Origin of the sequence: Chloracidobacterium sp. (genome assembly GCA_016711345.1) — a bacterium.
Taxonomy (GTDB): Bacteria; Acidobacteriota; Blastocatellia; order Pyrinomonadales; family Pyrinomonadaceae; genus OLB17.
The window spans coordinates 1,976,797-1,997,633 of sequence record JADJTD010000001.1; the positions used below are offsets into that span (position 1 = coordinate 1,976,797).

18 protein-coding genes are annotated in these 20,837 nt (G+C 50.0%); 13 read left to right on the forward strand and 5 right to left on the reverse strand.

The features are described 5' to 3' along the window. Window positions 1-126 precede the first annotated feature (126 nt). Window positions 127-1,308: an MFS transporter gene (locus IPL32_08245; protein MBK8465806.1), complete on the forward strand. Its 1,182-nt coding sequence runs from the start codon at window positions 127-129 to the stop codon at window positions 1,306-1,308. 283 nt (window positions 1,309-1,591) lie between these two features. Further along, complete coding sequence (locus tag IPL32_08250; GenBank protein ID MBK8465807.1) at window positions 1,592-1,747, forward strand: hypothetical protein; 156 nt, start codon at window positions 1,592-1,594, stop codon at window positions 1,745-1,747. Between the two features lie 258 nt (window positions 1,748-2,005). Here the strand turns inward: IPL32_08250 and galU are convergent, their stop codons facing one another. Further along, complete coding sequence (gene galU / locus IPL32_08255) at window positions 2,006-2,881, reverse strand: UTP--glucose-1-phosphate uridylyltransferase GalU (GenBank protein ID MBK8465808.1); 876 nt, start codon at window positions 2,879-2,881, stop codon at window positions 2,006-2,008. A gap of 154 nt (window positions 2,882-3,035) precedes the next feature. Between galU and serS the strand changes: the two genes are divergently transcribed. From serS to IPL32_08275, 4 genes are all read left to right on the forward strand, one after another. Further along, window positions 3,036-4,319 carry a serine--tRNA ligase gene (serS, locus tag IPL32_08260; GenBank protein ID MBK8465809.1) on the forward strand — a complete coding sequence of 428 codons (1,284 nt, stop codon included), beginning with the start codon at window positions 3,036-3,038 and terminating at the stop codon, window positions 4,317-4,319. 361 nt (window positions 4,320-4,680) lie between these two features. Next, window positions 4,681-4,929, forward strand: a complete 249-nt coding sequence (locus IPL32_08265) for an AbrB/MazE/SpoVT family DNA-binding domain-containing protein (protein ID MBK8465810.1) — start codon at window positions 4,681-4,683, stop codon at window positions 4,927-4,929. Next, window positions 4,923-5,240: a type II toxin-antitoxin system PemK/MazF family toxin gene (locus tag IPL32_08270; GenBank protein ID MBK8465811.1), complete on the forward strand. Its 318-nt coding sequence runs from the start codon at window positions 4,923-4,925 to the stop codon at window positions 5,238-5,240. Before IPL32_08265 ends, IPL32_08270 begins: the two co-directional genes overlap by 7 nt. Before the next feature lie 2 nt (window positions 5,241-5,242). Next, window positions 5,243-5,902: a hypothetical protein gene (locus IPL32_08275; GenBank protein ID MBK8465812.1), complete on the forward strand. Its 660-nt coding sequence runs from the start codon at window positions 5,243-5,245 to the stop codon at window positions 5,900-5,902. 17 nt (window positions 5,903-5,919) lie between these two features. Here the strand turns inward: IPL32_08275 and IPL32_08280 are convergent, their stop codons facing one another. After that, entirely contained in the window at window positions 5,920-6,438 is a 519-nt protein-coding gene (locus IPL32_08280; protein MBK8465813.1) for a GNAT family N-acetyltransferase, read from the reverse strand. Beyond that, window positions 6,435-7,241, reverse strand: coding sequence for a nucleoside triphosphate pyrophosphohydrolase (gene mazG / locus IPL32_08285; GenBank protein MBK8465814.1), 807 nt, complete (start codon window positions 7,239-7,241; stop codon window positions 6,435-6,437). The genes IPL32_08280 and mazG overlap by 4 nt, the downstream gene beginning before the upstream one ends. A gap of 137 nt (window positions 7,242-7,378) precedes the next feature. Here mazG and IPL32_08290 point away from each other — a divergent pair, with 137 nt between their 5' ends. From IPL32_08290 to IPL32_08310, 5 genes are all read left to right on the forward strand, one after another. Continuing rightward, window positions 7,379-7,939 carry a DUF1844 domain-containing protein gene (locus tag IPL32_08290; GenBank protein MBK8465815.1) on the forward strand — a complete coding sequence of 187 codons (561 nt, stop codon included), beginning with the start codon at window positions 7,379-7,381 and terminating at the stop codon, window positions 7,937-7,939. Window positions 7,940-8,039: 100 nt separating this feature from the next. Beyond that, the gene (locus IPL32_08295; protein MBK8465816.1) at window positions 8,040-8,807 is read left to right on the forward strand and encodes an MBL fold metallo-hydrolase; all 768 of its coding nucleotides are present in this window, start codon (window positions 8,040-8,042) and stop codon (window positions 8,805-8,807) included. Between the two features lie 429 nt (window positions 8,808-9,236). Continuing rightward, the gene (locus IPL32_08300) at window positions 9,237-11,582 is read left to right on the forward strand and encodes a ribonucleoside-diphosphate reductase subunit alpha (protein ID MBK8465817.1); all 2,346 of its coding nucleotides are present in this window, start codon (window positions 9,237-9,239) and stop codon (window positions 11,580-11,582) included. A 103-nt stretch (window positions 11,583-11,685) separates the two neighbouring features. Beyond that, window positions 11,686-12,126 carry a hypothetical protein gene (locus tag IPL32_08305; protein ID MBK8465818.1) on the forward strand — a complete coding sequence of 147 codons (441 nt, stop codon included), beginning with the start codon at window positions 11,686-11,688 and terminating at the stop codon, window positions 12,124-12,126. Window positions 12,127-12,244: 118 nt separating this feature from the next. Beyond that, window positions 12,245-13,243, forward strand: a complete 999-nt coding sequence (locus IPL32_08310; protein ID MBK8465819.1) for a ribonucleotide-diphosphate reductase subunit beta — start codon at window positions 12,245-12,247, stop codon at window positions 13,241-13,243. Between the two features lie 35 nt (window positions 13,244-13,278). Here IPL32_08310 and IPL32_08315 read toward each other — a convergent pair whose 3' ends face one another. Together IPL32_08315 and IPL32_08320 are read right to left on the reverse strand one after the other, a co-directional pair. Further along, window positions 13,279-15,297 carry a hypothetical protein gene (locus IPL32_08315; GenBank protein MBK8465820.1) on the reverse strand — a complete coding sequence of 673 codons (2,019 nt, stop codon included), beginning with the start codon at window positions 15,295-15,297 and terminating at the stop codon, window positions 13,279-13,281. Between the two features lie 456 nt (window positions 15,298-15,753). Then, a complete protein-coding gene (locus tag IPL32_08320; protein ID MBK8465821.1) occupies window positions 15,754-17,424 on the reverse strand; it encodes a sulfatase-like hydrolase/transferase in 1,671 nt (556 codons plus the stop codon). A 349-nt stretch (window positions 17,425-17,773) separates the two neighbouring features. Here IPL32_08320 and IPL32_08325 point away from each other — a divergent pair, with 349 nt between their 5' ends. Both IPL32_08325 and IPL32_08330 read left to right on the forward strand, forming a co-directional pair. Next, entirely contained in the window at window positions 17,774-18,751 is a 978-nt protein-coding gene (locus IPL32_08325; protein ID MBK8465822.1) for a deoxyhypusine synthase family protein, read from the forward strand. A 254-nt stretch (window positions 18,752-19,005) separates the two neighbouring features. Beyond that, entirely contained in the window at window positions 19,006-20,730 is a 1,725-nt protein-coding gene (locus tag IPL32_08330) for a hypothetical protein (GenBank protein MBK8465823.1), read from the forward strand. Window positions 20,731-20,837: the final 107 nt, after the last annotated feature.

The following is a 20,837-nucleotide window of genomic DNA, read 5'->3' on the forward strand; positions in this document are numbered from 1 at the left end:
AAAAAAAAGGCGCCGCTATGCGTGTGTTAACTAAATTCTAACGAATGGCGGGCATTTAGGCGAATAAAAACGGGGTGATCGCCGTCGCTTTTGTCTTTTTGGCGCAACTTGTCACAATATCCACTTATGCTGCAGCCGCAAAGGGTCCGATTGCTAAAGGTCCTCCTACATATAATCTTTCTGCTCTCAGGTGTTACCGCTGTCCTCGTCGGTCCGATCCTGCCGGTGCTCGCAAAGCATTTTGCGCTAAATGACCTGGAGGTCAGCTTCTTTTTCCCGGCTCAATTTGCGGGTTCGCTGACGGGCTCATTTATCACGAGCCGTTTAGCGAAACACAATAAATATATGACCGCGGCGATCATCGGCGGCGTCATGATGGCGATCGGTATGTTGCTGATGAACGCTGATTCGTTCGCGGGTTGTCTGGTTGGATTTTTTGTCAACGGACTCGGCATCGGGCTGACGCTGCCGTCGATCAATATGATGATAGTCGAGGTCGAACCCGAACGCCCCGCAGCCGCTCTCAGCTTTCTAAACTTCTGCTGGGGCGTCGGAGCGATCCTCTGCAAACCGTTCGTCGATCTTTTCAGCACGCCGGACAGCATCGGGCTGACGACTATAATTCTCGCCGTACCGCTTCTGGTATTTTCGCTGTTGCTGCGTCTCGCGGCCGGCCCGTCAAAGCAAGCCGCTGCACAAACAGTCAAAGACACCGACGCCGACTACGAACCGATCTGGCGAATGCCGATCGCGTGGGCCATCGCCTTTTTCAACTTCGTCCACGTCGGTTTCGAAAGCGGCATGGGCGGTTGGCTGACCACCTACACCGACCGGCTCGAAGGCCAGCCGATCACCACCTGGCTGTCGCCAACGCTGCTCTATTTCCTGTTCTTCGTCATCGGCCGCGGAGCCGCTCCGCTCCTGTTTCGCTTTCTGAACGAGAATAAAATGCTCTTCCTCGGCCTCGCAATAGTCCTCGTGGGAATGGCACTTACGCTGTCTGCTCACACAATTCTTGCGTTAAGCCTCGGCTCATCCATCGCCGGATTTGGCACCTCGTGGATATTCCCGACCAACGTCTCGCGATTCTCAAAAACCTTTGGCCCTGCCGCCAACCGACGCGCAACCCCGCTATTCATGTTCGGCACCCTCGGCGCCGCGTCAGTAACATGGCTCATCGGCTTCATCTCCAACCAAACCGGCAACCTCCGCTCCGGAATGTATGTGCTGGTCGTGAGCGTCGTTGTCCTTATCGTCGTCCAAATAGGATTGAGCGTTAAAACATTGAGAATCGAGAAAAAGTATTGACAGCCTGTATAGCCTGGATGAGGAGTTGATCCGTCATGTGAGATCAAAACTATACGTATTGTATGCAGCGATCAACATACAATGAGTATCAATTCAGTGAATAGTTAATAGTTAACAGTGATGGCCGCAAAATAATTACATTGTGGTCACATTTTGACGCAGTTGAGTCGGCAAGGCAATGAGGAACAAAATGTGGTAGCCATGTGATCTAGATCGCGGCGGCGCTAGGTTGATGTGGGCGAGGCATAAGCCATTATCTCGCTCTTTTGGCTCGCGGGATTCCGTGGCCGGCGCGGACGCGGTAGTTGAGTTCGAGGATCAGGACGCCGTCTTCGATGATTGCGGATGGGAATCGTACGGTGTAGTCGAGGCTGATGTCGTGCTTTCGTATAAAACGCAGCTTCTAAAACAGCTTTCTGAAAGCAAGAAATTTACTTAGATTAGCTGACGACGTTCGGTGGCTGGCGTGGTCGGCGGTGGCCGTCGAGACGGCTGTTTTGCGGGCGAGGCGGCGAAATCGGCAGAGCCAACCGGTGGTCGACTAGTGGAAATCGCAAAAAACGACGTTTTTAGAGCTGAAATTGTCTTAAATATGAAATTTTCCGATGGCTTTTTGAGGGTCTCCGATGGCTTTTTGGGGGTCGAGCGATGGCTTTTTGACCCTTTCCGATGGCGCAAACCCGCCGCGACGCATTTTTTATGCACTGAGATCGAGAGTTTTTAAATAATTTCGAAATTCTTCACCTAGGTCTTCGCGTTTTAGAGCAAGTTCGACAGTTGCCATCAAAAAGCCCAGTTTATCGCCCGCATCGTGGCGTTTTCCTTCGAGTTTGACCGCGTAGAAAGGCCTTTCTTTCAACAAAATACGCATCGCGTCGGTGATCTGTATCTCGCCGCCGGCACCAGGCTTGGTTTGCTCGATCGCCTTGAAAATATCAGGCGTAAAAATATACCTTCCAATAATGGCCAGATCGGACGGAGCGTCAGCAAATTTCGGCTTTTCGACCATGTCCTTGATCTTGTAAACATTAGGTTCGACCTCGTCGGCATCGATCACTCCGAACCGCGAGATGTCTTCTCCGGCGACCTGCATCGTGGCTATAACAGGAGCATTATACTTCTCAAAAACCTCGACCATCTGTTTTAAGGCAGGTTTTTCGGCGTCCACAATGTCGTCCGCCAGCAATGCCGCAAACGGCTCATTGCCGACAAAATCCTTTGCCTGATAGATCGCATGGCCAAGGCCCAAAGCCTGTTTTTGCCGCGTGTAGCTGATATGAACCATGTCCGAGATCGCCCGCACCGCCTCAAAAAGCCCTTGTTTACCGCGTTCTTTTAGCAGTTGTTCGAGCTCGAACGATATATCGAAATGATTCTCGATCGTGCTTTTGTCACGGCCTGTGATGATCAAAATGGACTCGATGCCGCTTGCGACGGCTTCCTCTATCACATACTGGATAAGGGGTTTATCGACCAGCGGCAGCATTTCTTTAGGCGATGATTTCGTCGCCGGTAGAAACCTTGTACCTAGCCCCGCAGCGGGGAAAACAGCCTTGCGAATTTTGTTTGTCATACCAATTTTGCTAAATTCAACCAACGGGCAGAAACGCGAGTGTTAACGAGCGTGCTTTCGTGCGGTCGGCACGCTCCTTCACAGTCGCGTTTCTGCCTTTTGTGAGATTTTAGGCTAAAAATCGCACAGAAACAACTATTCGTAAGTATTACCGATGCTCGACCTCAATTTTGTAAGAGATAATTTGGATGCGGTTCGCTCAGCGCTGAAAAACCGCAATTTTCCTACCGATTCGCTCGATAAGTTTGTCGAGCTCGACGCCGAGCGCCGCCGCGTCATAGGCGAAGCCGACAAGATCAACCAGCTTAGAAACTCATCAAGTAAAGAGATCGGTGCTCTAATGCAGGCCGGAAATAAGGACGAAGCCGATGCCAAAAAGGCTGAAATTGCAGGGCTAAAAAACAAACAGACTGAGTTTGAGCGGCTTCGCGATGAGTCTGTTGCATCAATGCACGAACTGCTGGCCGGCTTGCCGAATATTCCCGCTGATGACGTCCCGATAGGTGCGGATGAGTCTGCAAACAAAGAGGTTAGGCGTTGGGGTGAGCCGAAAGAATTTGATTTTGAGCCAAAGGACCACGTCGATCTCGGCGAAAAGTTAGGCATTATCGACTTTGAAAGGGCGACAAAGATCGCAGGTTCACGGTTTGCGATCCTTAACGGAGCAGGTGCTCGACTTAGCCGAGCATTGATCAATTTCATGCTTGAGGTCCACACGACCGAGCATGGATATACTGAGACGCTGCCGCCTTTTTTGGTAAATAGAACGGCACTTTTCGGCACAAACCAACTGCCGAAATTTGAAGACGATCTGTTTCATATCAAGGACGATCGAGGCTTTGCTTTGATACCAACGGCCGAAGTTCCGGTCACAAATTATCATTCCGAAGAGATCCTTGACGCATCTGAGCTTCCCAAGTACTTTACGGCTTATACACCATGTTTTCGCAGCGAAGCTGGCAGTTACGGCCGTGATACACGCGGACTAATACGCCAGCATCAGTTTGAAAAAGTGGAGCTTGTAAAGCTGTGTGTGCCCGAAAATTCCGAAGACGAACACGAAAAGCTGACCGCAAACGCCGAACGCATCTTGCAGCTTCTTGGTTTGCCATATCGCACGATGGTCCTTTCCACAGGCGATATGGGCTTTGGCGCCAGAAAGACCTACGACATTGAGGTTTGGCTGCCAAGCCAGAAAACGTATCGCGAAATATCGTCATGTAGTAATTGCGGTGACTTCCAGGCGAGGCGTATGAACACGCGTTTTCGCCGTGCCGGCGGTGCAAAGCCTGAATTTGTTCATACTCTGAACGGCAGCGGCCTGGCTGTAGGCCGAACATGGATAGCTATACTCGAAAACTATCAGCAAGCTGACGGTTCAATTCTTATCCCCGAAGCTTTGCAACCCTATATGAACGGGTTAAAAAGAATTTCCTGATACTATCTTTTTTGATGTTTTTGTTTAATTTTTACGTCGTTGCGGGGAAAAGATCCCGCGGACAAGCCAAAATGTCCTAGAAATATATTGACGTTTAAAAAGCCATCGGAGACCCCCCAAAAAGCCATCGCTAGACCTCAAAAAGCCATCGCTAGACCCCAAAAAGCCATCGGAAAAAAGTGCATTTGAGGGCCAAATCTCCAAAAGACTTTCGTCATATAACCTCACGAACATTGGATCCATCATTTCATCAATCAACGCTGATCTCGTCATTGTTTCGAAAAGGCAGACTCAATATCCTGGTTGAAGGACTCCCGTTCGACAAACTTGACTTTCTTTGAAACGTAATTACTATGTAATTATGAAGGCTCAAATAATTCAGATCGGTAACTCGCAGGGAATCCGAATACCAAAGGTTTTGCTCGAGGACAGCCGGATTACCGGCGAGGTCGATCTCGAACTCCATCCTGACGGCATACTCATCCGTAACACACAGCAGGCACGTGCGGGCTGGGACGAGGCGTTTAAGTCAATGGCGGAAAACGAGGACGACGAACTAGAAGGCGGCAATTCACCGACCGAATTCGAGAAAAAGGAGTGGCAATGGTAAATAGATTTGACGTTTGTCTTGTCAATCTCGACGCCGAGCCGTCGAAGGATGCAAAAAACACGCGTCCATGCGTCGTCATCTCGCCGGACGAGATGAACCGAAACATCTCAAACGTAATTATCGCTCCACTTTCCGCAGCAACGGCCAAATATCCAACCAGGATCTCAGTCAATTTTCTAAATAACGAACGCATGATCGTCCTCGATCAGATCCGCACAGTTGATAAGGTAAGGCTTGTGAAAAAGATTGGCGAGATTGAAAAGGGCGTTCAAAAAGAAACGCTTGAACGTCTGCAAGAGATCTTCTCATAGACATGAATATTACGATACCATTCCGATATGTATTAGCCTCGCTTTTAGTCTTTGCAATAACCTTTCATGGACTAATCATAAAAGCTCAGACAAATTCTTTAAAGACTGAAGAACCCGTTTCATATGAACAGATTCTCGATTTTCTTTACGCTGAATATTTTGTCGGTAGGGGAAGCGGTTATGGTATTCACATTCGATATACTCCCGAACGGGGAAATGAGCTACAGGTGACAATCATGGAAACAGATGATGGGCGCTCTGAAGTTCGTACTTTCGTACCCGTGAAAGAGAGTATTCGTGAGCAATTTTACAACTATCTTGAACGACACCCAAAGGCCACGTTTGAAGAGATTACGTCTAATATTCGGGTAAAAAAAGAACTCATACCGTTATCTGCCACTGAAATCCGGGATCTCCGTAAAGAAATTCTGAATATAATTCGGAAATCGGTAAATATGGAAAAAGAGACTCTCCCTCGCCCGTCGAAAGAAATGTCTATTTTCCTCCACCCTGACGGCTATGAAATGTCGTTCTATGGTTTGGCTAACATTAACTTGTCCGGCGCGAGTCCCCAAGATTCCCCAGAACCTCCGTTTATTACGTGGATGAAAAAGAAACGACCCGTATTTGAAAAATGGGCTACTACTGCTCCATCTAAGTAGCACGAAATCGACAACTTTTATTGAAACCCGTCGCGCATTAACCGCCAGTGCCAGATGTCGCCGTCCTCTGGATCGTGTTTTTCGGCGATCTTTGTAAGTCCGCATTTTTGCAGTACTTTTGTTGAGGCGTTCCATTCAGCCAATGTGTGAGCGTCAACCATATTAACGTCATCGTCCGCAAAAGCATGGTCGATCAAGCCGCGTGCGGCTTCAGTTGCTAAACCTTGATTTTCGTAACTTGGTGCCACGCTGTAACCAAATTCAACCATGCCGGCGGCATCAGGAGCGCCTTTGTAACCGCCGCAGCCGATCAATCTATTGTCGGCCGTGTGGACGATAAGATGCATGCCCCAAACCAAAGCTTGCGGGTCGTCGTCTATCATCTTTATCGAATAGGGAATGGATTCAGGAAAAAGGAGCCAGTTTTCCACAAGGCTTACACCGAGATGTTCGGCAAATTCGGCCTCGCTCGATAATAGAATTTCCAGATGCTCGCGGGTGCATGGAATAAGTTTGAGTCTTTCGGTTTCTATCATGCTTTTTGAGCTTTTGCTTTGTTCCAGAGATCGTCCATCTCTTTTAGACTTGCGTCTTCCAGACTCTTACTGTCGCGTTTTAACTCATCCTCGATAAACTTGAAACGCTGGCGGAATTTGCGGTTTGTTTTCTTGAGTGCCGTTTCCGGTTCGACGTCCAAATGCCGAGCGAGATTCATCACAACAAATAGCAGATCGCCTATCTCTTCGGCTGCGTTTCCGGTGTCGCCTTTGCTGATCGCTTCTTTTAATTCCGCGACCTCTTCATCGAGCTTTTCAAAGATCTGATCCGCATTTTCCCAATCAAACCCGACCTTTGCCGCTTTTTTTGTGAGTTTTAAGCCTTCGAGCAAGGCAGGGAAATGTATCGGCACTTCGTCGAGGATCGATTCAAGCGTCTTCTCGACTTTTCCTGATGCTTTTCGCTCGTCTGCTTTAAGCTGGTCCCAGTTATCGAGAACGTCCTGAGCCTTTGCTAATTTTGTGTCGCCAAAGACATGCGGATGCCGCAAGATCAGCTTTTTGGCCACTCCTTCGGCGACCTCATCCATCGTAAAATCGCCGCGTTCGGCACCGATCGTCGAGTGAAACACGACTTGCAGCAGCAGATCGCCAAGCTCTTCACGCAAGTTCGCCGTGTCGCCTGTCTGGTCCGCTTCCTGTATCGCGTCAAAGGTTTCGTAGGCTTCCTCGATAAGGTATTGCGATAGCGATTGGTACGTCTGCTCCGCATCCCAAGGGCAACCGCCCGGAGCACGCAGGCGGTCCATTACGGCGATGAGTTCGTCGAAAGATTTTGACATAGGACTATTTAAGTCTAGGAAGTCTGGAAAGTCTAGGAAGTCTGGGAAGGTAGAAGATTCTTCCTCGACTTCCCAGACTTTCCACGACTTCCGAGACTAACGGCCAAAATGCTACTATCAAACCAAGGTGAAAATATATGATCGGTCACGACGACGAGAACGAAGAAGTACATTACAAGGTCGCTGACAAGCGAAAATTCAACGCTGACGGCTCGCTGCGCGACGGAGTTACGCTCGATGCAGCGCCGGTAAAACCGGTAGCTCCGGCTGAAGAAACTCCTGCGTCGCCGCCAAAGCAGCAAGTTCAGGAAACTCACATCGGCCCGATGGATGAGGAAGAGAAATTTCCGGGCGAAGAAGACGGTGAGGAGATGCCGGGAGCACAAGATCCGGCGAGCTTTGTAAATTTTCTCTCAACACTGGCCACCAACGCCGCCGCTGCTCTCGGCGCAGTTCCGCATCCGGCGACCGGAAAGCGAACGCTTGATCTGGAAACAGGCAAATACTGGCTCGACGTTTTGGGAATGGTGAAAGAAAAGACCAAAGGTAATCTTCATCCACAGGAAAGCCGCTTGCTTGAAGGCCTTCTCGGCGATCTGCGACTGCAGTATGTGCAACTCGTAAAAGCAACCGAAGAAAGACTAAAAGCCCAGGCGGCCCAGCAATTCTCCGGCTCTGATATTTTAGGCAAGAAATAGATTCACCACAGAGAACACAGAGAGCACTGAGAAAATCCACAACTATTTTCTTCCATATCTCTCTGTGTTCTCTGTGTTCTCTGTGGTTAAATCTTCTTAGATGAAGCTCACATTTCTCGGTACAGGTACTTCGACTGGCGTTCCGTCTATCGGGTGTGACTGTGAGACTTGTCTTTCGGACGATTTGCGTGACAAACGGTTGCGTGTTTCTATTCTTATTGAGCACCGGGATAAAAAGATACTGGTCGATACTTCAATTGATTTTCGGCAGCAGGCTTTGAGAGCAAAGATCAGCCATCTCGATGTTGTATTGATCACGCATTGCCATGTCGATCATGTTTTTGGGCTTGATGACATTCGGCCGTTGAACTTTCGCCACGGAGCGATGGGCGTTTATGCGAATGAGATCGCGTGGACCGACCTTCGACGGATTTTTCAATATATTTTCAATCCAACACATTTTGGCGGCGGCCTGCCGCAATTGATACCGCATACGGTTCAGCCTAATTCGCCATTTTGTATCGGCGAGGATCTTGAAATAACGCCGCTTGAGGTTATCCACGGTAAACTGCCGGTCATCGCCTACCGCTTTAACGATTTTGCATACGCGACCGACTTGAAAATTATCCCGCCTGCGTCGATGGACGGCCTTCGTGATCTCGATGTTCTGGTATTGGATTGTGTCCGTATCAAACCTCACTCGACGCATCTCTGCCTCGAAGAAGCTCTTGAAATAATCGCCGATCTCCGTCCAAAACGTGCTTTTCTCACGCACCTCAACCACGACATTCTCCACGAACGCGATTCCAGCCTTTTGCCCGACAACGTGTCGTTTGCCCACGACGAATTGGTTGTTGATCAGCTCTGATCCTGACAATTTTTTCCTCAAAGTTGCTGTTACGACTTGTTTAATTCTTGATTAAATTAAACTTACACAGTTCGCGCTGTAAAACCCGTGTCAATTTAACCCATAACTTTATCCTGCGCGCGTTAAATGTTGCAAAATCTATACTTAGCAGAAACTTTTAAAACCACCACATTTAGTGTTGACAAAGCGTTTTGACTACAATATAGTCTATACCACTGCAGGAAATAGCCTTTGATTTTTTATCCAAAGACCCGCCTGCAAATACACAAATATATTAGTGTGAACAACGGCCACGCTTGAAAAACACCAAGCGTGGAGGTGGGACTTTCTCTCTCTTTTTCACGCAAACAGGCTACCAAAATGGATACGTTCTCAGCACAAACCGGCACAGCAGCAACCCGCCAAACAGACAACAACGCACAAACCTCAATGCAGGTCCGCAAACGGAACGGATCACTCGAACCGGTCGATATAAATAAGATCGTCCGCGCGATCACGCGATGCTGCGTTAATCTGCCGTCGGTCGATAGCCTTCGCATTGCAACAAAGACGATCAGCGGCCTATATGATGGTGCTACGACACAGGAACTCGATAAGCTTTCGATCCAAACTGCGGCCAGCCTGATCTTTGAGGAGCCGGAATATTCACTGCTCGCGGCACGTTTGTTGAATCAGTACATCGAGAAAGAGGTTCGCAATCAGGAGATACATTCGTTCTCACAATCGATAGCTTTTGGGGTTAAAGAAGGTTTGATCGGCGAACGCGTTGCCAATTTTGTGATCGAAAACAGCCGCAAGCTGAACGACGCTATCGACCAGACGCGAAACGACCTTTTTGAGTTTTTCGGCCTGCGCACATTATATGACCGCTATCTTTTGAAAAATCCGCAAACACGCGACGTTATCGAATCGCCCCAGTTTTTCTGGATGCGCGTCGCCTGCGGACTGGCAGAAAACCCTTACGAAGCAATTGATCTTTATCGTCTTTTCTCGTCGCTGGAATATGTTCCGTCGACGCCAACGCTCTTCAACTCGGGCACACAGCACGAACAACTTTCTTCGTGCTTTTTGCTCGACAGCCCGCAGGACAGCCTCGATAGTATATACCGCAAGTATTCCGATGTCGCCATGCTCTCTAAGTTTTCTGGCGGCATCGGAATTGCCTATCATCGGGTGCGTTCGCGTGGGTCGTTGATCCGCGGTACGAACGGCCATTCGAATGGCATTGTGCCGTGGTTGAAGACGCTTGATTCATCTGTAGCCGCCGTAAATCAAGGCGGAAAACGAAAAGGTGCGTGCTGTGTGTATCTCGAAACTTGGCACGCCGACATTGAGGACTTTCTCGAACTGCGTGACAACACCGGCGATGAAGCTCAACGCACGCACAACCTGAATCTGGCGAATTGGATATCGGACCTGTTCATGAAACGCGTGCAGGCCGACGGTGTCTGGTCGCTGTTCGACCCAAAAGTTGTGCCGCATTTTCCTGATCTTTATGGCGAAGAATTTGAAGCTGCATATTTGAAAGCCGAGGAAGAAGGCCTGTTTATGCGTCAGGTCAACGCCCGCGACCTCTACGCAAAGATGATGCGGACGATGGCGCAGACCGGCAACGGCTGGATGACCTTTAAGGACTCCAGCAACCGTAAATCAAATCAGACCGCAAGGCCCGAAAATGTTGTTCACCTTTCAAATCTCTGCACGGAGATCGTCGAGGTCACGTCCGACAATGAAACGGCTGTGTGCAATCTCGGCTCGATCAATGCGGCGAGATATGTAAAGGACGGCCAGTTTGATTATGAAAAACTGCATCGCAACGTGCGGCTCGCTGTCCGTCAGTTGGATAAGGTGATTGACCTCAATTACTACGCGATCGCCTCGACGGCAGATTCTAACAACCGTTGGCGCAACATCGGCCTTGGGCTTATGGGTTTGCAGGATGTTTTCTTTCAGATGCGTCTGCCGTTTGACTCTGATGAGGCTCGAAAGATATCGGCACGCATTCAGGAAGAGATCTATTTTGCGGCACTCGATGCTTCCAGCGATCTTGCTATCGAACGCGGCGTGCATCCGGCGTTTCTCGAAACACGCGCTGCACACGGTGATCTGCAGTTCGATTTTTGGGGCATCACCCCCGAAGACATGGGCCGTTGGAACGCTTTGCGTGAAAAGATAATGGCTACGGGCCTGCGCAATTCGCTGATGATCGCAATTGCACCGACCGCTACTATCGCTTCGATTGCGGGCTGCTATGAGTGCATCGAGCCGCAGGTTTCGAACCTGTTCAAACGCGAAACGCTGTCGGGTGACTTTGTCCAGATCAATAAATATCTAGTCAAAGAACTAAAGAAGATCAACCTGTGGACCGATGAGATCCGCAACAAGATCAAACTTAGCGAAGGCTCTGTCCAGGAGATCGCCGAATTTAATGATGAGCTAAAAGCGATCTACCGCACGGCTTGGGAAATACCGATGCGTTCGCTGATCGACATGGCAGCTGACCGCGGGGCCTTCATCGACCAGAGCCAGTCGCTCAACCTTTTTATGGAAAGCCCGAACATCGGCAAGCTCTCGTCGATGTATATGTACGCCTGGCAAAAAGGTTTGAAGACGACATATTACCTGCGTTCGCGGCCTGCGACCCGCATCGCTCAGGTTGCGGCTGCTGACAACATCGCATCCTTAATCGAAGAGCCTACGAAGAAAATATATACAGATGAAGAAGCGTTGGTTTGTTCATTAGAAAATCCGGAAGCTTGTGAAGCTTGCCAGTAATTCGATTCGGAGTAAGTTATAGGTGATAACTGAAAATTGATAAGTTCTGAAGAAGTCATCAGTTATCATTTAGGCCGCACTAACTTTCCGCAAGGTGAAAATAATGATCCAAATAATCCGATCCCTGGCGCTTCTGTCAGCGTTCGCGCTATCAGCAATAGCTGCCCATGCCCAAGTCGGCGTTACGTACAACGAAGGGCCGGTAACCTCTGTGACCTACTTAAAGATCGAGTATGGCCACTTTGACGAATACGTTGACTGGCTCAACTCAACTTGGAAGCCGTTGAATGAAGCCAAAAAGAAGGCTAAGTTGATTATCGACTACAAGGTGTTTGCCGCGCGCCCTAAGACACCCGAGGAGCCCAATGTTATCTTCATGATCACATATGCAAATATGGCCGCTTTTGATCGAAGAGCCGAAGAAGATGCAATCGCCGTAAAGATGGTCGGCAGTCCAAAAGATCAGAACAAGGCGAGGGTAGAGCGCAGTGCCTATAGGAAAAATCTTGGCAGTGAGCTGATCCGAGAAGTCATCCTGAAGTGATGCGTATAAGCGAAAGAGGCGAAAATAGATTGCGTGGCGTTATTCAAGCGGATGCCGCCTTTCGGCACGGGTTAATTCAGGAGTTGTCAGTTATTCCGAATGTTCGGGAAAGGAAATTATGCTGTTAGATCAAGGTTTCAATTTAACGCTTCGACCGATGAAGTATCCGCAGTTTTATGAAATGTATAAAAATGCGATCAAGAACACGTGGACCGTCGAGGAAGTTGATTTTTCGACTGACGTGAACGACCTTCGAAATAAGATGACGCCGTCGGAGCGTCATATGATCAATCGTCTGGTGGCGTTTTTTGCGACCGGCGATTCGATCGTTTCGAACAACCTTGTCCTCAATCTCTACAAGCACATCAATTCACCCGAAGCGCGGATGTATCTCTCACGGCAGCTTTACGAAGAGGCCGTTCATGTTCAGTTTTACCTGACGCTGCTCGATACTTACATTCCCGACCACAAAGAACGCGAACAGGCGTTTGCGGCTGTTCAGAATATTCCATCGATCCATAAAAAAGCTGAATTTTGCTTTAAATGGATCGACTCGATCCAGAGTCTCGACGCTCTTCAGACAAAGGATGACCGGCGGCAGTTTTTGCTGAATCTGATGTGCTTTGCGACCTGTATCGAAGGGCTGTTTTTCTTCGCGGCGTTCGCATACGTCTATTTTCTGCGGTCAAAGGGCTTGCTTCACGGCCTTGCGGCCGGAACTAACTGGGTTTTCCGCGACGAATCGGCTCACATGGCGTTTGCCCTCGATGTAATCAAAGAGGTCCGCAACGAAGAGCCGGAACTCTTTGACGACCAGCTCCACGGCCAGATCGTCGCGATGATCGACGAAGCAGTCGAGTGCGAAATGCAGTTTGCCGAAGACATCCTCAGCGGCGGCATCTCGGGCCTGTCAGTCGCCGATATGCGTCAGTATCTCGAATTCATTGCTGATCAGCGATTGGTAATGCTAGGCCTGCAAAAAGTTTACGGAGCAAAAAATCCATTCTCGTTCATGGACCTACAGGACGTGCAAGAACTCGCCAACTTCTTCGAACGCCGAGTTTCGGCCTATCAAGTCGCCGTCGCCGGCGAAGTTAGCTTTAGCGAAGCATTCTAGACCCCCATGTAAAAAGTAGATAGAAAAATGCCAGGTCAAAAAGACGCGGCGTCCATATCGACCGCCGTAACAAAACCTCCTAGTACTGCGGTTAACTGGCTACCTGGACGGTCAAATTCTACCCCCGACTTCACCACATTCGTAACGGTCAACCGATACTTCCCGGGAATGGAGTTCACGGAAAACGATGCAACGCCAAGTCGGTTCGTTTGACTTGAGTGATACGCTAAGCCTCCATTCGGAGTGCTCCATATTATCTCTACGGCTGCGTCTGGCACAGGATTGCTTGCCGCATCCCTGACCTTGACCTTTCCAAAAACAGTGATCCCGTTAACGTTTACCGCAGTGAGAAGGATCTCGCTAACACGCATAACTGTAGACACAGAAGTTCCTACTACGACGTTCACCTCAGACTGATTCCAATTGCCTAGCGTGTCATATGCGTAAGCTCTGATCTTATATGTTGCAGGCACGAGTTGGCTCGTATCCCAGTTTAGGGAAAGTTCGCCGCCGCCGTCAGTCGATCCGATTACCACTTGCTGACCCGAGTATTGGTTCCAAAAACTGATCTCCTGATATTCAACCGCAACATTGTCAGTCGCCAGGGCCCTTACCGGAACGATCCCGGAAACATTGGCTCCCTCAGAGGGTTCAAGGAGCACGACCTCCGGCGGCGTAATATCAAGCGGAGTTGCCGGAGACGTTACAGTCGCAATATTGGACCACGGGCTCGGACCGCCGATACCGACGGCTCTGATGCGGTAATCGTAGGTTATGTTGACGCCGACAGTCGTGTCGGAATGATGAGTAGGCGTTCCAGGCGGTGTGAGAGATAGAGTTACCCATTCATTTCTACCGGCAACACTTCGTTGCAACTCGTAACCGTTGGTCAGCGGACTTGTGTTCGCCCAGTTGAGATCGATCGAATTATAAGGCTCCATCCGAGTCCCAGGATGGGCAACACCATCTAATCCGGTTGGAGCGGTCGGAGGCGGCAAAGTCCCTGTCGGCGAAAGCAAAACTACGCCATTCTCACCGCTAACCGTATTGCGTCCGATCGTAACGATCTGTCGACTGTCGTTAATAAATGCACCGTTGCCGGTAATTGTCCATCCTGCACTCGTAACCGCCGGATCCAACAAACTCCAAACCGGAAATGTGCCTAAGCCATCCAGATAAACGCCCGCTCCGAGTTCGCCGTAACCGATGTCGCCCAGTGAATTGATGCCCTGTACCGACGTATATCGGCTCGAGCCCGCGATGAATGTCCAGATTCCGTCGAGACCGCGTCGGAATACCGAAACGATATTCAACGACGTCGAGCGAAGCGTTGACGACCCTGCGATCATGCCGCTTGCATTAATTGCCGTGCTGGTTATGTCATTGTAATTTGCCGGCCCCTGCCCGGTCACGTCTACCTGTCCGGTCACGAGGTTGAGCCGCTCTTGTCCGCCGACGATGATCCCGGAATTATTGATATCGCGAGGCACGATCCAAAATCCATAAGATGCCAGCGCCGTGAAGCCCGCAGAATCGCTGTAAACCCAACCCTGGCCGGTCGGCTGATAACCTAAATTGCTCCGTGAGCCAACGATCTTTCCGACATCGTTGATTGCCGTCGCGAATGATGTTGGGTCGTTGCTGATGCGAGGCAAGACCTGCAAAACATAACCACTTGTTTCCGGCGTCCATCTCACGGCGACTGCCACCCATTGCGGACTGTATGAGACACCGACAATGACACCATTGTTATTGATGTCGGTCGGGAAAGTCGTCATCGAACCCGCCGGTGCCGGCAATGGTGCAAACGGCTGACCGTCAACGCTCACTAGCGGCTGAAAGGTGCTGCCGACCGTTCTGTAGCCAACAATAGCGCCGGCATTGTTCACGGCTGTCACCGTTCCATTGCCTATGAATCGCAGGTCTAGAACCGGTGGAACGGTCTGAGCCGGTATAACTAAAACCGCTGTAGCTAATAAAAGGAAAAGGCAGGAAAAAAGAGTGCTTGATGAAAATGAATGAACCGAATCACGACCATTGAAACTATTGCTCATATCGATACCTCCTAGAGCGAGTGGTAATCGACCGGTCGTCATCGGTTCTCATTGAGGCGGCAATTTTGTAAAATGGCCACCTGAACTCGGCGTTTAAAGTTACTCGCCTACCTAAATGCTCTCACGCAAACCCTGAACGACATGTGACACATATCACATGAGAAAGAATTTTTGATCAAAAGGATGGTGAGGCCTATAACGAAAGAGTAACGGAGCAAAGAATCCGTTCGCGTTCATGAACTTTAGGACGTTCAGGAACTCGCCAACTTCTTTGAACGTAGCGTCTCAGCGTATTAGGTCGCGGTGGCTGGGGAGGTCAGTTTCAGCGAGGCATTCTAAGGCCTTTGCGTCCTAGCCAATAAGAAAACCCGGACAGGAAATGCTCCCTTCCGGGTTTTCTCAATTTCTGCGGAACCTGCTCGACCCGGCCACAGATTCGGGCCGGATCCTCACAGATCATAGATCGTGCACGGCGGGTGTGGCCACCCAGCCACCATCCACGCCGCCGGGCAGCATCTGTCCGACATCCTCGCCCACCTCGTCATCGATCAGCCTGTTCAGCTTGGCATTCATGGCCATAATTAGGTCGGCGTTCTTCTCTCGATCCATCGCGAGGTTTTCGATTTCGTTCGGGTCGTTCTGGTGGTCGAACAGCTCGACATCGTTCAGTTCGAACAGCTCATCGAGCGTGGTCGGCCGGTTGTGCTGTTTGGGCGAAAAATAGCGTGTGAACTGATAGCGGCCGTCGAACACGCTCCGGATGGCACCGCGTTTCATCATGTCCGGGTGCAGGCCGGCTTCCTTGAGCTTCGCCGGTCCGCCCTCCTTCAGCAGATCGCGCGCCTTCATTAGGAAGTCGCCGTCTAGCGAGGCGAACATATTGAAACAGTACAGCTGGCCGTCGCGCACAGTGTCGATGTCGGCTTGCTCCGGGGCGGCGAGTACAGGCGAGAAATCCTTGCCCGGAAGATCCTTGGTGATCGCCGCTTTTGTCTCGGGGCTCGCGTTGGTGAGCGAGATCAGGGTCGGCGCGAGGTCGAGGTGCGTGGTCACGGCCTGGCAGCGCTTGCCTCCCTCGTAGGCCGGATGCGCGACGATCAGCGGCACGTTGTTCTGCTCGCGGTAGGAGGTGGCGCCTTTGCCGGTCATCTGATGCGCGCCGCCGAGTTCACCGTGGTCTGAGGTCAGAATAACGATGGTGTTGGAAGCGAGGCCGCGATCCTCCAGTTCATCGAGCACCGTCATGATGTGGCGGTCGACGTCGCGCAACGCGTTGAGATAGAAGTTGTGCCTCTTGCGCCAGCGCCATGTATCGTTCACCGGTATCGGGCCGGTCATCGCGTCGTTCCCCATGGTGTGGTCGGTGTGTGCGGCGGGGCGTCTGGGCCCGTCGATCGCCTGCGAGAAACTGGCCGGCAGTTCGAAATCCCACTTCTTAGCGTACATCTCATGCTCCGGATCACCGGCTATATGGGTCAGATTGTTTTTACCCTGCACAACCTCTCCCGGCTCGTCGCTGTTGTAGAACATCACGTCGTGCGGGTTGACCAGATTTACTGCCAGGAACCACGGCTTTTTCTCTTCCGCCAACTGCGAGGCCTTGCCGCGGAGCCAGCTAGCGGCGGCGGCGGCGATCATGCCGTCGTGGAGGTAGCCGCCCTGTGTGTGAGCGATGATATCGCCGACCCCGAGGTAATCGGAAAAACCGTAGGCCTCCATCTCCTTGGTGAATATCTTCGTCGGAGCGTCAAGCGTGTTGTCGGTCTCGAACTCGCGAGTGAGGTGCCATTTGCCCTTGTAGGCGGTGTAGTAGCCGGCCTCGCGGAGCTGGTGGCCGAGCGTCTTGATATCGGTCGACATGCTCTGCATCCAGGGGAAGTTCGTGTTGTCGAACATCTTGGTCTGTTGGATGTGACGACCTGTATAGATCACCGAGCGCGAGGACGTGCACACGCAGGAGTTGATGCGGTGGTTTTCGAACACAACGCCTTTCTCCACGAGTCGCTCATGGGCCGGCAGGCGGTAGTCCTTAGGGATCTCATTCGGGCGGAAATGGCGCTCCTGATCCGTCAGAATGAATACGATGTTATAGGGCCCGCCAGCGGCGGATCGATCGACTGTTTCTATAACTGTTATTGCTCCCTGATGCTTCTGTTGCTTTTTGACCCTACCGGCTAACGGCCGATGGCCGAACCAGCCCAGAAGTGCAACGTTAACTCGAGGGAAGAATACTACCTTGCCGGCCTCGCCGCAACTGTAATTTTTAACAGGTTCTTCCGGATCCCGCTCAACCGAACGGAGCGTAATCTCTTCGGGAACAGCGGTGTGAAGACGGGCTGAGTCCGCACCCTCGAGGACCAGACGGTGAGTTGTGCTAACGCTGCTGACCGTTGAGTATCACCCTCAGCTTAAGCATCGCGTCTCCTTCTATCGTGAACGCTAGCCCAGCACATCCCGGTCGGGTAATATAGATGGTATGAACGGACAGATAACGGAATTTATCAAGCACCATTACAGGCATTTCAACTCGGCAGCGTTGATCGATGCGGCTGAGGGCTACAAAACACATCTAACCAACGGCGGAAAGATGATGGTCACGCTCGCTGGTGCAATGAGTACAGCTGAGCTTGGTTTGAGCCTTGCGGAGATGATACGGCAGGACAAGGTGCAGATCATTTCGTGCACCGGAGCTAATCTCGAAGAGGACCTTTTTAACCTCGTCGCTCACGATTTTTACGAACGTGTACCGCATTACCGCGATCTGACGCCGGCTGATGAACAGGATCTGCTCGACCGGCATATGAACCGCGTTACTGACACCTGCATCCCCGAAATGGAAGCGATGCGGCGGCTTGAGAAGGCGATGGTCGATGTCTGGACCAAGGCCGATGCCGAAGGGAAGCAGTATTTCCCGCACGAATTCATGTATCAAGTGCTCAAGAACGGCTCGCTTGAGGAGTATTACCAGATCGATCTCAAAGACAGTTGGATGTACGCCGCGATGGAGAAGAATCTGCCGATGGTCGTGCCCGGTTGGGAAGATTCAACGATGGGCAATATGTTCGCGGGCCACGTCATCACGGGCGACGTCAAAAACGTCCACACCGTGCGCACAGGCATCGAATACATGATGATGCTCGCCGAATGGTACACGGAAAACGCAAAGGACGATTCAACCATCGGATTTTTCCAAATAGGCGGCGGCATCGCTGGCGACTTCCCGATCTGTGTTGTGCCGATGCTCCATCAAGACTTGCAGCGTGAAAATGTGCCAGTCTGGGGCTATTTCTGTCAGATATCAGATTCCACCACAAGCTACGGCTCATATTCCGGAGCCGTGCCAAACGAAAAAATCACCTGGGGCAAACTCGAAGCCACAACACCGAAATTCATTGTCGAAAGCGATGCTTCGATAGTCGCTCCGCTGATGTTTGCTTATATTTTGGGATGGTAAATTAAATGCGACTCCTTTGGGGTATATTTCCAATATTTTTGTTGTTCACTGGCATATTTGGGCAAGCATCGTCTTCCGCAGTCCACACAATCACACTTTTTTCTCAAAACGAAGATTTCTATTTGAAGTCAATACCATATGACAACAGATTTCCGAGCCTTCCTGGTATAACAAATGTCTATCGGCGAGGATCCGAAACACCAATATATACGGTAAATCGCGGGTTCGATTCTGTTGATATTGACTCGAATAACTTGGTACTTAGCAATGACGGCGAAGTGATTTTTTATGTCATCACTTGGGGGGCTGATGAAAAACGTGATGGTTTGAAAAGCATTTCGATCTACAAGAACGGTCTCCTAGTACAAAGCTATACTGCTTCTGAAATAACTAGCTGCGATTTGAAAAAAGAACGTTGTGAAATCGAACATTCAAACGACGAGGAAGTGGTTGACCGTGAAGCGAGTAATTGGGGAACAGCATCCTATAAGAAGGTCTATAAACAGGGCGTAAATGACCAGGAAAAATTCCTGAATCAATTTGCGATCTTTAGTTTTGACGATTTCGTTTACATAACTGATTCAAAGAAAAATATACATAGATTTAGTCTGACGCAAACACGATATATCGATTCTCAACCTTTTGCTCAAATCTACGAAAATATAAAAAATAGAGGTAGGTTTAATAAAGTTCAAATGCACCGATTTGACGCGCCTGTTTTTTTAGACTTTCCTCGCCTTCGGTCAGGCAAAGACACTTATCAATCTCTTGCTAGTGTGTTGGGTATGAAAGTTTATGATGTGGGTTCGCGACAGGATGACCAGTACAAGAATTACGGGTTTACTCTTAGCGGGTACATACTTCAAAACGGATCTATAGAAATAGAGAAAATAGATGTTTTTAGCGATTTGCCGAAAGAAAAGATAATCAGTTTCTTTTCCTCGAACCGCTTTGTTACTAGCGATATTCCAGCAGTATTTGGTAAGTGGCATTTCAACGAAGAATATTTCTTTTTTCGTAAGGCAAGTAATTCTCTAGCCAGAAGAGAGCGACAGCAACAATTGCGTGAGCAACGAGAAATCACCAAGAAAAACCTCGTAGCGAAAACAATTGACGGCCGATACATTCCTGCGAATCTCGGCGAGTGTTTCCCTGAATTGGACAAACTGTTGGATGAGGTGGATAAGAATGAAATACTTCAATCGCCGAACATGAGCGGGTATCATCACGGTTTAGGAATGTGGATGAGGAATAATTGGGGATTATGGGGCACCTCACGTCTGCAAAAGTATTTTACCGATCGAGGGGTTTCACATCCTGAATATATGTCAGGAATTATCCTTGACCATTATGGGAATTGGGTACGCGGAAATAAGGATGCTTGGCGAGAATGGGAGAAAAATAATTTACCTTTCACTACCGTTGCGTTGGATCGTTTGCCTTCCGCTTTACTCAGTTTTTCTATTCCCAAATGGTCAGCGAACAAGAATGTTCGTATCGAGGATGCGTACAAATGGCTCTATCAGGCAACACGCGGTGGAGAACACGCAGTGCCGGACAAAGAATCGGCACGGAAATGGCTCGCTGATGAATGGCAGACTTTGGATAAACCGGCTACGAACGAGCCGATCTGGGAACCTCTGTGTCGGGGTGGCGAGATCGGGCGATTGAATCTGCGGCCGTTCAAAGCAGGTGGGGGCAAGGTAGACGATTTGCTAGAAGCATTTCTGGCGAGCAGCCGCGCACTTAAGACCAAGCAGACGAGTTTCGTCGATGCGTGGTCGGCATTGGGTAAGCGACTAAAGAAAAGATCTATTGGAACCCTAGACTACGCGGCGTGGAGCGAACTCGCCAACGAAAAGGGGTCACAAGATTTTCCCGCCATCCACCACAGCGAAACTTACGAAAAAGCCAATCACCCTGCATATCGCATCCTGACCAAAGGTGAAATGCAAAAATTGCTTCCGAATCCTAAATAGAATTTATCTGTGACCTTGTGTCTTCCCTTTGTGGTCTTTGTGTTTAATTTCCTTTTTTTAACACAGAGGACACTGAGGGAAGACACTGAGAACACAAAGATGATGGT